Source organism: Rufibacter sp. JT3400010 (assembly GCF_054956755.1).
In genome coordinates this window covers 21908-36430 of sequence record NZ_JBUDXA010000030.1, presented here as the reverse complement: position 1 = coordinate 36430, position 14523 = coordinate 21908, and the positions used below count along the sequence as shown (strand labels likewise).

The window sequence follows — 14523 nt, the reverse complement described above, 5'->3', positions numbered from 1 at the left end:
TTTTATGCGATCCCTGTTTGGGATGAAAGAGCCGGGCCCCAGAACCGTAGTAGGAGCACCCGTCGATTTTGATTTACAGGAGGTAGCGTATATCAAAGATTCCAATCGCCGGCTTACCCAATTGCAAGAGCTGGGTACTCGCTTCAAAGGAACGCCGCAGGAGCCTAAAATGAAGGCGGTTTACGAGAAGACGAAGAACATTCACGCCTACATGGTTTCCAGGAAGAAGCTGCATGACCTGGAGTTGTTCCACCTCAAAAACACTGACCATTTCATTACCACCTTCACCACCATTCTGGACGTGCACCAGAAACATTACCAACTGACGCACGGCACCGGCGATGGGAGTGAGCAGGAGGCCACGGCGTATTTGAACAAGGCCGAAAAGCTGAAGCGTCTGGAGAAAGCAGCCAACCTGCCAGACCAGGTAAAACCCATCACCAATACCGTTAAGTTCTATAACGCAGGCGAAGCCAAAACCACCGTTCCCCGGCTCTATGTACCCGATATTTCCATCAATACGGTAGAGAAAGTCACGTATTACACCCAAGGAAAAGCTGAGGAACTGGTACCCAAAGAGGTGGGTTTTACTTCTTCCAAAGACCAGAAAGAAGCCTTCCAGAACCATCTGGCTCTGCGGGTGGGCTTGAAAGATGCATCCTATGTGGGCAATGCGTTGGTCACCATTCCCAACAACAATGGTATTCAGCCTACCGGCGTGGTGCCTGTTATCCATTGGGAAGGGTTTCTATATGCCATTAACCTCAATGATTACCGCCTGTTCCCCGTCAGGATTTACCGAAACGGAGGAAAATAAGCACTGCTTGTGGTACCGTGGGGACAGGTCGCGACCTGTCCGTACATACTTGCCTTTGCCCTTCCGGAATTGTAAGCCCGAACTATTAAAGTAGCTGAAAGCAATCCCTTATCATTGCCATTTTCCATGCTGTTTTCCAAAAAATGTACGGACAGGTCGCGACCTGTCCCCCACGATATCAGAAAACATAAAAGCCGAGTTTTGGTGCTTTTTTCTGGAAAGCAGCGCCAAAACTCGGCTTTTATGCTAATGGTTGGTTTGCTGTGATTCTGGGCTATTTTCTGAAAAACACCTTGAAAGCGGTTCCTTCTCCTACTTGGCTTTCTACTTCTATTTTACCGCCGGCATTGTTTAGGATTTTCTTGACCATGTACAGGCCAATGCCGGTGCCTTCCACGTGATCATGGAAGCGTTGGAACATGGTAAACAGGTGTTCCTGTTGTTCGGGGTTTAGTCCTAAGCCATTGTCCTGAACAGTGAGCACGTTGTATTCCTTTTCCACGCTGCACGTTAAAGTCACTTTGGGCGCGCGGTCTGGGTGGCGGTATTTAATGGCGTTGGAAACCAGGTTGTAGACAATACTGCGCAGGTTCTTCTCAGAGAAAGTAATCACCGGGCATTTGTCCACTTCCAGTTCCAGTTCGGCGTGGGCTTCCTTCATCATGGTTTCCAGATCCAGCGCAACGTCTTGTACCAGGCGGGCTACATCAATGGTGCTCACCTCAGTGCTATGGTCGTTCTGGAGTTTGGTGATCTCTGTGAGATTGCCAATGGTTTTCTTGAAGCGTTCTACGGCGCCTTGCATCATGTTCATGATCTGCTGGGCATCTACCATCTCCATGGCACTGTTGGGTAGTTCTACCTGCAGCTCCCGCAAAAGGGCTTCAATGTTATGGATGGGCGCTTTGAGGTCATGGGAGGCGGTGTACACGAAATTGTCCAGGTCATCAATCACCCGCAGCAAGTGGGCGTTGGTGTCCTTGAGTTTCAACTGCGTGTCTTTGAGGTCAGACAAGTCAATGAAGGAACCCAGCACGCGGTGCGGCACCTGGTACTCATTGTGCAGAATGTAGGCGCGGTTGTACACCGGGGCATAGGAACCATCGGCGCGGGTGAGCCTGAATTCCTCCACCCATTGATCTTCGCCTTTGTTAATGGCCTCATTAATGCCTTTGATTACCCGTTGCTTGTCTTCGGGATGAATTTTGGTGAACCAAGCGTTAATGCCTTTGCCCATTTCTTCGGGCTCATAGCCTAAAATGGGTTTAAGGGTATCGCTCCACCATAGTTCATTGGTGATGAGGTTCCAGTCCCAGACCACATCATTGGTGGCCATGGAAACCAACCGGAAACGCTCCTGACTGGCAGAAAGTTGCTGGGTGCGGTCGGCGACTTTGATTTCCAGTTGGTTGTTGAGCTTGATAAGGTCTTCCTCGGCGCGTTTCAGGTCTTCGTAGGCCAGCAGAATTTTCTCTTCGCTTTCCCGCTTGTCGGTAATATCGCCCATGGTGAGGGTAAGACCATCGCCCATTTTGGCGGTGGCTAGCTCAAACCAGCGGCGTTGCCCGTGCATTTCCAGGCTTTGCTCCACATGCAGGGGCTCGCCGGATTCCACTACCTGCACAAACTTCTTATACAGGCCGGTTTTCTTCAGGAAAGGCATTTCTGGCAGAATGCTCTGGTGCAGAAGCTGCGCCTGTGACTTGCCCATCAACTGCTCGGCCTGCTTGTTAAGCAAGGTCCACTGGAAATCCACAATCTCCTTCTCTGCGTTGCGCACCGCCTGAAACGCCATGATGTTGTTGAGCGAGCTGTTGAGCACGCCCTGCACTACGTTGCTGAGGGTTTTCAAGGTGGTGACTTCCACAAAGCTGAGCACCACGCCGTCTTTGTTGCCGTCGTGTTTCAGGTAGGGGATAATGCGCATCAGGAAGCATCTTCCATCATTAGTTTCCAGTTCCTGCTCAATCTCCACGGAGGTGTTGTTCACCTTCTGGATGTCTTCCAGCCAGCGGGTGTACTTGAAATTATGCGATAAATGGTGAATAGGGCGGCCCAGGTCTAAGTCAATGATGTTGATCAACTGCATGACAATGGGCGTGAACTTCCTGATAACCAACTTCTGGTCCAGGAAAAGCTGCCCGATGTTGGAGCTCCTGATATAGTTGTCCAGGTCTTCATTGAGTTCCTGCAGTTCTTTGATCTTGAGCTGGTGTTCTGAGTTGACCGTGTGCAGTTCCTCGTTGAGGGACTGCATTTCTTCATTGGAACTTTGCAGCTCCTCGTTGGAAGACATGAGCTCCTCATTGGTAGACTGCAGTTCTTCGTTGGAGGTGCTCAAATCCTGAACGGTCAGGTGCAGGCTTTCGCGGGCTTCTTTAAGTTCGGCCTCCAAAATGGAAAGCTGCTGGAAATACTCGGTGTCTGAGGGAGAGACCAACGAAGGCTGCAGATTCTTAAGCGTGGGGCTAACTTTCCCCATTTCCTGGAGCAGCACCAACAGCACCTTGGGCGAATCTGGCTCCATGGAAATGGCTTTCACCGTCAACTGCACCAACTGGTTTTTAGAACCCAAACTCACCATCACCTGCCTGGACACGGTTTTCTGGTTTTTGAGCACTTTTCTGATATCTACGCTCAATGTGACGGCCAGCTCCTTAGGTACCATCTCCAGCAAGTTCAGTTGCAGGCGTTTTTCGGGTAATTTCAGGAAACGGTTGAAATCGCCTATGCCGTGCAAAAGCTGGTAATTGTCGTCAATGTAGAGGCCGGTCATTTTCAGATCCTCGGCTACTGCATCCAGAAACAGCTCATTGTAACGCAGCGCCTGCGCGTTCCGGTACGTAGGCTGACTGTTCTCGGCAGGCACGCGGGTGTGGTGGCTCACCCCGTAGGTATGCTGCACGCCTTTGGTTTCCTGGGTTTTCTGGAAAATCTTCCACTTGCGGTTTTTCTCCGTGAAATTGTATTTGAGGTCGCCAATATGTTCGCTGGGCCCCAGAAACAAATATCCCTTCAATTTTAGAGCGTACGGAAACACCGACATCACCTTCTTCTGCAAATCAGGGTTCAGGTAGATGAGCATGTTGCGGCAGGTGATCAAATCTATCCGGCTGAAGGGCGGATCTTTCTGCAAATCATGCTGCGCGAACACCACCAGTTTCCTAATGTCTTCCTTGATGGTGTATTTGTTGTTTTTATGGTGGAAGAACTGCTGCAGCCGTTTCTCAGACACATCTTTGGCAATAGACGCCGGATAAATGCCCTTAGACGCCTGCCGAATGGCGCGTTGGTCTACATCAGTAGCGAAGAGTTTCACGCGGGTTTCACGGCCAATTTTCTGAAAACACTCCTGAAACAGCATGGCTATGGAATACACTTCTTCCCCTGTACTACAGGCGGTTACCCACACCTTAATGGTTTCTTCTTCTGGAGTGTGGGCGATAATCTCGGGAATAATATCCTCTTGCAATGCCTCAAACGCCTCGGGGTCGCGAAAGAACCGGGTCACGCCAATCAGGAACTCCTGGCAGAGTTGTTTGATCTCGGAGGGGTTCTCATGGATGTAGTTCAGGTATTCTGGCAGGGTGTCCACTTTCACCGCATTTATGCGTTTTTTAATGCGCCTATAGATGGTGCCCTGTTTGTAGCTCTTGAAATTGGTTTGGGTATGGGTACAGATCAGGTCCAGAATTTCCTGTAGCACCTCATCGTTTTCAATGCCCGTTTCCTGTTCTATGAGCGACTGCACCAACGGAATCTGGCGCGTGTATTCCAGAATCTCATGGGGCATGTTTTCCGGAGGAAAAACAAAATCAACGGCACCAGTCTCTATAGCACTGCGGGGCATACCGTCAAATTTAGCCGAGGCCGGGTCCTGCACCATCACCATGCCGCCCGCCGCTTTGATCATCTTCACGCCTTTGGTTCCGTCTGTGCCGGTGCCGGATAATACCAAACCAATGGCGTACCTGCCGCGGTCTTTGGCCAGTGACTCAAAGAAAACATCAATGGCGAAGTTGGGCTCCCGGTTTCTGATTTGGTTTACCAACTTCAACCGTCCATTTTTCAAGGTCAGTTGCTTGCCGCTGGGCAGCACGTAAATGCAGTTGGGGCGCGTGATCATGTCATCTTCGGCTTCCTGCACCCGCATTTGGGTGTGCTTGGAAAGCAATTCCGCCATTAAGCTTTTGTGGTCTGGCGAGAGGTGCTGGATAATGACAAACGAAAACGTGGAGTTGTTAGGGAAATGGTCAAACAACTTATGAATAGCCTCTAATCCACCCGCAGATGCCCCAATTCCTACCAGATAGTGGTCTGTTTTAGGGAGAGTGACTGGCTGTTTTGAACTTGGCATTGGTACTGATGATATGATGCTGTCTATGATAAAACTGCGGAAGAACGTGCCTTAATATCTTTCCTTGATAATTTTTTCCAGGACAGCACTGCGAAACGCCTCAGCGGCGGCTATTTCCTCTTCCAGCCAAGGCAAGGAAGTGTGCTTCACCGTTTCCTGGTAAGTGGCAAAAGAATTGCGGGGGTGGTAGTTCTTTCCATCGGGCTCCATCTGAATGGCCTGGTTCGGGTTACCGCCCCAACTTACGGTTTGCAACACCTCTGGCCTAAAACCCAGAATATATTCGCCCTGCTCTGAGTTGATAGGAAGCACAATTAGGCCGCTGGCCAGGTCTTTGTACTCCTGTGATCGCATGTAGTGGATAGGCAGGGTGTCAGTGGTATAGATTTTATCTATTTTGTTTCTTCTGAGCCAAAAAACCAGTTCCTTCAGGTCTTGTTCAGAAGGGGTGGCCCCGCTGGTCCAGACGCCTCCCTCCAGCAACACCGCCGCCCCCGTGAGGTGGAAAAGGTGCAGCAGGTTGGTGGAACCAGACAGCAGGCCGTCTGGCAGGCTGTGGTTGGTGTAGAGCTGTTCTAGAATCTGCGCGTGCATGCCCCGCAGCCTGGCCCTGAGTTCAATGGCTTGCTCCCGTTCTTTGGCCGCCAACTGCGCCGAGACAATGCCCGACAATAATTCCAGCGCCGACCTTAGTTCATAGCTGGGGTTCATAGGCGATTTATGGTGGCAGGAAATAAGCCCCCACAGTTTGTTGTCAATGATGAGCGGCAAAGACATGGACGCCATGATTTGCAAATTGGCCAGATACTCTAAATGCACCGAGGCCACGCTTCTCAAATTACAGTCAGACAGATCTGTGAACTGCAAGGTCAACGGGTTGATGAGCGGCATTAACCGAACCGGCGTGTAAGAACGGGTAGGTATGAGGCGGTACGGATTGCTGAAATACAAATCACGGGATTGCTTGGGCACATCTGACGCCGGAAAACGAAGGTCCATGTAGTCGTCCATGTCTTCTTCCTTGGCTTGCCCAATCACAATACCGTTCCACTGCGGGTCAAACTGATACGCCAACACCCGGTCAAACCCGGTCATTTTCTTTATTTCCTCTACCGTTATCTGGACAATTTCATGCACACTGCCTGCCTGCTTCAGGAGTGAGGTAAGGTATTTGATCTGCTGATATAGTTCCAGAAAAGAATTCTGGGGAGAAGTGTCCCGGTTATTTTCCAGCTCAATCAGGACATACTCTTCTCTGGGGTGCACCAGGGCGGTAAACGAAGTCTCTTGGCCTTGTACCAGAAAAGTGATGTTAAAAGGGATCTTAACCTGGCTGTTCTGTTTCTGTACTTTTACCCTGATGTCTTCAAACTGTGCGGCCGGCAAAAAACTGGCAATAGGTTGGTCTAAGATATCTGACGCAGGAATACCTAGCAGTTGCTCCACATTCTCACTTACCTGCACTATCTGTAGATTGGAGTAATCTAAGGTAAGCAACGCGCCGTGCGGCTGAATCAGGTTTACTAAATGCAACGGAATACTACCGCAGAACTCTGAATCATAGTTTTTATCAAGGTTGAAGCTGATGGGGGCCTGCTTTTTTTCCATAGGGGCAATCTCTAGATGACTATTGGGTCAGTTAGTAAGCGAAAGGCATAACAGATAAATCGCTATTCTGTTTTGATCCCTTACCAGCCCTACAGAAATAAATACAACTTTTAAGACAGGCCAGTCTGGTTAATCCTTCTAAACCAAATGTACAACAGGTTTAGGAACTCTGAAAATTTGAGTAAAAGCAACTACGTATTACTACGCGTCCTAAGCGGAAGATACTTTAGGGTTTCATCCTTGATTCATTTGCTGTTTTAGGGCTTCTTTCCTGAAGATAAGCTTAAAACAGCCAATGTATGGCGGCCTAACAAAAAAGCTCCAGTAGACTATTGCATTCTTATTCTCCCGGTCAGGATTTGAGAATGGGAAGCAGTGCTTCCTGTCCTCTTAGTTATCATTTCATAATGTAAGCAGCAGAGAATAATAACTTCAAAGAAACGGAGGAATGGGAATGCAGGCAGGATAATGATTAAAGCTTTAAATTATAAGCATCAATTTCGGCGAGACGAATTACGTATAATCAATTCTGTGGGAAGAACTACTTCCGCCCGGTCATTGTCTTCCAGATTACCTTCAAGTTTCCTCAAGATAATGTCAATCAGCTTTTTTGACATTTCCTCCACCGGTTGCGAGATAGCGGTTATAGTGGGCTGATACAGTTTAAAGAAGTCCAGGTCATCAAACGCAATGACACTTATATCCGAAGGAATTTTCAGATTGAGGGTATTAAGCGCTTCAATGCCCCTGGTGGCTAAGTAGTTGGTTGAAAACAGAACTGCGTCAAACGCTTTGTGTTTCTTTAGAAACGTAGCAATACTTTTTACGTGCTTTGCATAGGGAGCTGCATAATCCACTTTAAGCACATAGGTTTTCAGGCCTTGCTCTTTGAGGGCTTGGGTATAACCGTCTAGCCTGTCTTTCATTTGGGTTTGACATGAATCAAGCGTAATGAAGGCAATGTTCTGGCATCCTTGTTCTACCAGATGTTGAATGGCTTTGTACGTGGCATCAAAATTGTCGATCATCACAGAATTCGTGAGTAGGCCCGGAATCAAACGGTCAAAAAGAACAACGGGTAACTTTTCATCTAATAGAGACTGAATGTCTTCTTTGATGCCCTCTGGGGGAGAAATGATATACCCGTCAATATTCCTTTCCTGAAACATTTTTATCAATTCTCTGGTTTTCTCAGGCTTATTTTCTGTGCTACAATAGATGATCTTATATCCTTGGTCAAAAGCATTTTCTTCAATATGGCGGGCAATACTGGAGAAAAAGTCGTTAGAAATGTTCTCCACCATCAAGCAAATAATCTTTGACTTGCCGGTTCTCAGACTGCGGGCAATTTGGTTGGGCTTGTAGTCAAGTTCCTCCACCAATCTAAGAACCCGCTCTGTTACCTGTTCGCTGATGCGCTTTTCTTTGGCTTTCCCATTAAGAATGAAAGAGACAGTGGTGATAGAAATATTGAGTTGCTGAGCGATGTCTCTGATTGAAAGCCTCTTTTTCATTTTTTTTGATAGTTGCAACAATACCCTCTCTTGTGTATATGAGCCCCTTCTTCTGAAAGGTTAAAGCAAAACAGGGATATGGTGATGATCGTCAATTGGAGTCGGGAGCCAATGAGCGTCTGTAAGAGAGACGCCTAAAGCATTCTAAAATTAACATTAAAAATGGTAAACTGTTTTAGCAACGTGAAAATGAGAAGAGACCAGATGCAGGAAGGTAGATAAGAGAGGTTTGTTCAGAGTTTAAAGCTGACCAAACTTCAAGAAAGTAGAGGAATGATCACATCCATGTTGGAAGGTTTTCTTGAGAGGAAAACTTACTTTCATTGCTAATTTTGCAAAGTTCCACTGAATTGTTCTTTCTCTGTGGTTTATACGGCAATTATTTCTCATCTCTTCAAAACGCGGTATAGAGCTTATATGAGCACTTTACTGGCCTTCTTTGGTGAAGGTATGCCTATTCCCACCACTGAAAGGGAAAAATAAATTTTGAGCATGTTCTTGTTTTTAAAAAATAATGTTTGTTCTTTTATCATATCGATAACGAAGAGAAGAAAAACAGGCTTCCAATTGCCAAAATTTTCAACCTCGTTAATAGATGTAGATTAAGTATCAGTTTGCATTAATTTAGTACCAGTTTTGCGAAAGACGCAAATACCTGAAGAAATTAGTGGTCTCTAAAGGTGGGGTAAGATTATTGGGAACTTGGTTTATGAGTCCTATACATTGCCATACTTATTGCTCGCTGCTTTGTCAAAGCGGCAGTCTTAATATATAATAGTTGAAATTTCCAGATTGTAATTCAAGCCCTGTAGTTAGGGTGTTTTTAATAATGTTTTGCTAAAACGTTTTAGTTGAGTTTTATTTTTTAAGATTCTACGAAGACAACTTCAGAATGAAGGCTACAATTTTTGCTTATTTATCAGGAGAAGAACACCATTATATTCTTAGAGGCGCAAATCCATTTTATAAACTTGCTAAAACGGTTTAGTAATTCTGTTAAGAAGAGATAGGAAATTAGAAGATAGTCTGAGGTTAGAGCCAATGGTAAGGTGAAAAAATATTTCCAGTGCCATGGTTGCATTCTATAGGAAAGAAATACTCAAAATAAAAAGGACCATATGAAACGAGATTTACCACTTAAATTCCTACTGAGTAGTTATACAAAGAATAATCGAGTGCTTTGGCTCAAGATTATTCTGGCAGGATTCTGCATTGTAACTACTGCAGATCCCGCTTTAGCAGATGGAGGGAAGACCTCTAAAAAGCTAGTGGGTCAACCTGTGAAAACAAAACGAGATGTTAAAACTCGATCTGTTTTTGATTTCCAAGTGAAAGGACGGGTAATTGATAGTAAAGGCGAAGCCTTGATAGGTGCCTCCGTAAGCGTCAAGGGTACTTCTTTAGGAACCATCACCGACGTGAATGGTAATTACACCTTAAATGCCCCTGATGGCAATAGCACTCTGGTAATATCCTACTTAGGTTTTCTCACTCAGGAAGTTGCCATCAATGGAAGAGCTACCCTCAATGTGACCTTAGCAGAAGACCAGACCAAAGTAGATGAGGTAGTGGTAGTTGCCTATGGAACCCAGCGTAAAATAAGTAATGTGGGTGCTCAGTCTTCTGTCTCTGTAAAAGAGTTGGACCAGCCGGTTGCTAACATCAGCACTATGTTGGCTGGGCGGGTAGCGGGGGTAACAGGCGTACAGCGCTCCGGGCAACCCGGTTATGACGGAGCAGACATCTGGATCAGGGGGATTGCTTCTTTAAGTGGTTCCAGTGCTCCCCTTGTGTTGGTAGATGGGGTGGAACGATCTATGAATAACATTGACCCACAAGATGTTGAGTCCTTTACCATCTTGAAAGATGCCTCTGCCACCGCGGTGTACGGGGTGAGAGGAGCAAACGGAGTAATTCTCATCATGACCAAAAGAGGGGAAGAAGGAAAACCACGGGTAACGTTTGATTACAACCAAGGGCTAACTCAGTTCACCAAGGTTCCTAAACTAATTGGGGGAGTAGATTACATGAACCTTACCAATGAGGCAATCTATACCAGAAGAGAGCCCGGCGGAAGCATTCCCACTCCTAGGTACAGCCAGGAGACCATTGATAGAACCGCCAGCGGGGAGGATCCTTTTGTATACCCAGATGTAAACTGGTTAAATGAGGTCTTTGAAAACTATGGCAAAAACCGCAACGCAAACTTAAATGTGAGCGGGGGATCCCCTCAGGCGAGATACTATGTGTCTCTGGGCTACTATGATGAAACAGGTCTGTTCAACACAGATGCCATTGCCCAATACAATGCCACTACTCGGTTTACCCGCTATAACGTCACCTCTAACGTGACGTTGGACCTCACTAAATCCACTAAAGTGGACCTAGGAATCCAGGGGTACATTGCTACTGGAAATTACCCAGCTGAGAACGCCGCCACCATCTACAGTTCGGCCCTTGAAATCAGCCCAGTGGAATATCCCGTGATGTATCCAGGAGGATTGGTGCCGGGTAGAAGTTCTAACGGCGGATCCCGGAACCCCTATGCAGATGCAGCCTTAAGGGGGTATCAGAACGAAAACAAAAACCAGCTATTCTCTAACTTAAGATTAACCCAAAGTTTGGATGCTCTCACGCCAGGGCTGTCTGCTACGGCCATGTTCGCTTTTGATGCATTCAACCAACACTTTATTAGAAGAAGTAAGCGGGAAGATACCTGGATTGTGGACCCAACTAACCCAAGAAACCCAGATGGAACTTTGAACTTAGGCACTGCTCCTACCTTCTCTGGGCAGAACTTCTTGTCATATGGCCGTGAAAACGGTGGAAACAGAAGGTTCTACATGGAAGGGGCCTTGAATTATGACAGGGCTTTTGACAAGCACCGGGTAAGCGGACTGATCTTGGGCAACCGTTCAGATTATTCTAATGCTTTTGCAGGCAATTTCACAGAATCCATCCCTTTCAGAACCGAAGGTATAGCTGCCCGGGCTACCTACTCTTTCAATGACAGGTACTTTGCCGAAGTCAATATTGGATACAATGGTTCTGAAAATTTTGACCCGGAAAATAGATACGGCTTCTTTCCTGCTTTTGGATTGGGGTGGGTTGTTTCCAACGAGCGGTTCTTTGAACCCCTGGCAAACACCATCAATTTCTTAAAACTGAGATACACCGACGGAAAAGTAGGCTCTGACTCTGGTGCAGGTAGATTTGCCTTTTTAGGAAATGTTACTGATAAAGACGGTAATGGGAACAACATAAGAGGGTACACCTTTGGTAGAAACAGAGCAGGGGTTGGTGGCATACTGGAGCAAACGTATGGCGTGGCTGTTACCTGGGTAGAGGCCCGTAAGCAAGACATAGGTATTGAGATTAATGCTTTCAACAGCAGCTTAGGGATCATCTTTGATGTCTTTAAAGACCGCAGGGAAGGAGCTTTTGTGACAAGAGGAGATGTACCTGCTTATATAGGGCTTACTTCCATACCCTCTGGTAACTTAGGAATTGTAGAAAACAAAGGGTTTGATGGTACAATTACTTATGACAAAAATATAGGTGATTTCTCCATGGGCTTTAGAGGCACCTTCTCTTACAACAGAAATAAAATCATAGAAAATGACCAGGCACCTCAGCTCTATCCTTGGCTGGAAAGAAGAGGATCTCCTTTATTGGCAAGTTGGGGCTATACCGCAGAAGGTCTATACAGCTTTGAGGATGATGTAAACAAAGACGGATTCATTACCCCTGATGACAGCGACCAATTTCCTGTTCAGTTTGGTAGAATTCAGCCCGGTGACATCAGATACAAAGATTTAAATGGAGACGGCCGCATTGATGCCAATGACATTTCTCAAATAGGACAAGGGGATGTGCCTGCCCTCACCTATGGTTTCGGTACAAGCCTGGGGTACAAAGGATTGGACATCAGTCTTTTCTTCCAGGGGCAGGCAGAGGCAGACATTGTTTTAGAAGGACGTAGTATCAGAGCTTTCAGCGGCGATGGTGGCGGAGAAAACCTGTATGAAATTGCACTGGACCGCTGGACAGAAGAGAACCCTAATCCGAACGCATTTTACCCAAGATTGTCGTACGGTTCTGGAGCCAATGGAAGCAGCAACAACAATCAGTACAGTAGCTGGTGGTTAAAAGAGATAGATTTCCTGCGGTTGAAAACGGCTGAAATTGGATACACCATTCCAAGTGCCATCTCCGGGAAAATAGGTGTAGGAAACGCCCGGGTTTATCTAAGAGGGGTGAATCTGTTAACCTTCAGCAATTTCAAATTGTGGGATCCTGAGTTGCTTACCAGAAACGGCGCAAGATATCCTAATATCTCAGTTTATTCCTTGGGCTTCAATCTCCAATTCTAATTTCCTGAAAAATGAAGAAAATAAAATCAATCATACTTGTAGGTTTGCTTACAAGCCTAAATTTCTCTTGCAATGATGATTTCCTGGACCAGGTGCCAGATGACCGTTTAACGCTGGAGGCTACCTTCAAGAATAGAAATACAGTAGAGCAATACTTAGCCAATGTATACTCCCAGATTCCAGATGATGCAAGCCAAAGGGGACTTGGCGGCGATGGTAACGTAGGCCCTTGGCTCGCAGGTTCTGATGAAGCAGAGTATGTCTGGGGCTTTGTGGGAAGTAACTCCGTGAACATAGGGGCATGGGACTCTTCTGCAGGCTTTGTCAATTCCATCTGGTCTAATTTCTACCGGGGCATCAGAAGAGCAAATGTGTTCATTGAAAACGTAGACCAATGCACAGATTGCGGAGCAGACGGAGCATTAGTAAGACGATACAAAGCTGAGGCCAGAACACTAAGAGGGTTGTATTACTACTATCTGATGCGCTTATATGGGCCAGTTGTATTGGTAGGAAACGAATCCATTCCGGTTGATGCGCCTGCTGAAGAACTAAAAAAGCCAAGAAATACCTATGATGAGTGCGTGGCCTATGTGCTAGAGGAACTCAATGCAGCGGCCGCAGATCTTCCAGATGTTGCTACTGAGCAAAATTATGGGCGCATGACCAAGTCCTATGTACAGGCAATCAAATCTCAGGTATTATTGTATGCAGCTAGTCCATTGTTCAACGGCAATGCGGATTATGCTTCTTTGGTTAACAAAGACGGTCAACAATTGATTAACCAGCAGTATGATGTTAACAAATGGAAATTGGCCGCTGATGCTGCCAAAGCATTTATTGATGCATACGTTCCAGGTACTTTTGATTTATACCGGAAGAATAATGCCCAAGGGCAGTTTGATCCCTATCTCTCTACGCGTGACGTGCTCCTTGATGAATGGAACAAGGAAGTAATCTTTGCCAGAGTAGATGCGAGTATCAACCCAAGACAATATGAGTTGACTCCCTTCCATGCCGGAGCACAGGCAGAAGCGAAAGGTAGTGGTGGGCTGGGAGCAACCCAGCACATTGTGGATGCTTATTTCACAGCAAACGGAAGATCCATTGATGACCCAAGATCAGGTTATATGGTCTCTGGGTTTACAAACTTTAGGGCTCCAAATGATACTGAGGCCAGACAGGTCTATAATCAATGGGTAAACAGAGAGCCACGGTTTTATGTGGGTATCACCTATGATAATAGTTTGTGGTTAAATAGAAACACCGGGAACATTGTAACCAGAACGTGGTTTAACGGCAATTCTGGCAAGAACTCTGGAGGAGGAAATGACTATACACCCACTGGGTACATTGTTAGGAAAAACATGAGCACCGGTGATTGGCGCAACGGTGGCAGGTCTTTTGTGATGTTGCGCTTGGCCGAAATCTACCTGAACTATGCCGAGGCCTTGAATGAGTACAGCCCTGGTCATCCTGATATACTTACTTATGTCAATCTTATCAGAAATAGAGCAGGAATCCCTGAATACGGCTCAGCCGAATTAGAGGAACCAACCGGTCAGGCTGCTGTGAGAGAAGCTATCAGGAAAGAGCGCAGAGTAGAGCTTGCCTTTGAAAACGTGCGGTATTTTGATGCCAGAAGATGGAAGATAGCTGAAACAGCCTTCAACGGACCTACCTACGCTCTTGACATCAATGCCCCAGACATCAACAACTTTTACAATAAAGTGCCTTTTGAGACAAGAGTGTTTACTAAGCGGCATTACTTGTGGCCAATACCTCAGAGTGAGATGAACATTAACCAACTACTGGTGCAAAACACTGGTTGGTAACTGTATGGCTAAGTTCAGG

General features: G+C 46.4%; 6 protein-coding genes. 3 read left to right on the top strand and 3 right to left on the bottom strand.

Annotation, left to right across the window (positions count from 1 at the left end):
- The first annotated feature begins 4 nt into the window (after nt 1-4).
- Entirely contained in the window at nt 5-817 is an 813-nt protein-coding gene (locus ACY0JR_RS19775) for a hypothetical protein (RefSeq protein WP_462635898.1), read from the top strand.
- Between the two features lie 274 nt (nt 818-1091).
- Here ACY0JR_RS19775 and ACY0JR_RS19770 read toward each other — a convergent pair whose 3' ends face one another.
- From ACY0JR_RS19770 to ACY0JR_RS19760, 3 genes are all read right to left on the bottom strand, one after another.
- The gene (locus ACY0JR_RS19770) at nt 1092-5174 is read right to left on the bottom strand and encodes a chemotaxis protein CheB (RefSeq protein ID WP_462635897.1); all 4083 of its coding nucleotides are present in this window, start codon (nt 5172-5174) and stop codon (nt 1092-1094) included.
- 51 nt (nt 5175-5225) lie between these two features.
- Nucleotides 5226-6782, bottom strand: a complete 1557-nt coding sequence (locus tag ACY0JR_RS19765) for a GAF domain-containing protein (protein WP_462635896.1) — start codon at nt 6780-6782, stop codon at nt 5226-5228.
- 494 nt (nt 6783-7276) lie between these two features.
- On the bottom strand, nt 7277-8296 hold the full coding sequence (locus tag ACY0JR_RS19760) for a LacI family DNA-binding transcriptional regulator (RefSeq protein ID WP_462635895.1): 1020 nt from the start codon (nt 8294-8296) through the stop codon (nt 7277-7279).
- A gap of 1280 nt (nt 8297-9576) precedes the next feature.
- Here ACY0JR_RS19760 and ACY0JR_RS19755 point away from each other — a divergent pair.
- Nucleotides 9577-12669, top strand: a complete 3093-nt coding sequence (locus ACY0JR_RS19755) for a SusC/RagA family TonB-linked outer membrane protein (protein ID WP_462635894.1) — start codon at nt 9577-9579, stop codon at nt 12667-12669.
- 44 nt (nt 12670-12713) lie between these two features.
- Nucleotides 12714-14504, top strand: coding sequence for a RagB/SusD family nutrient uptake outer membrane protein (locus tag ACY0JR_RS19750; RefSeq protein ID WP_462635893.1), 1791 nt, complete (start codon nt 12714-12716; stop codon nt 14502-14504).
- The last annotated feature ends 19 nt before the right edge of the window (nt 14505-14523 follow it).

Excerpts from the sequence above, each read along its gene's own strand:
- ACY0JR_RS19775 (WP_462635898.1), top strand. The coding sequence starts at position 5 with ATGCGATCCCTGTTTGGGATGAAAGAGCCGGGCCCCAGAACCGTAGTA.
- ACY0JR_RS19770 (WP_462635897.1), bottom strand. The coding sequence starts at position 5,174 with ATGCCAAGTTCAAAACAGCCAGTCACTCTCCCTAAAACAGACCACTAT.
- ACY0JR_RS19765 (WP_462635896.1), bottom strand. The coding sequence starts at position 6,782 with ATGGAAAAAAAGCAGGCCCCCATCAGCTTCAACCTTGATAAAAACTAT.
- ACY0JR_RS19760 (WP_462635895.1), bottom strand. The coding sequence starts at position 8,296 with ATGAAAAAGAGGCTTTCAATCAGAGACATCGCTCAGCAACTCAATATT.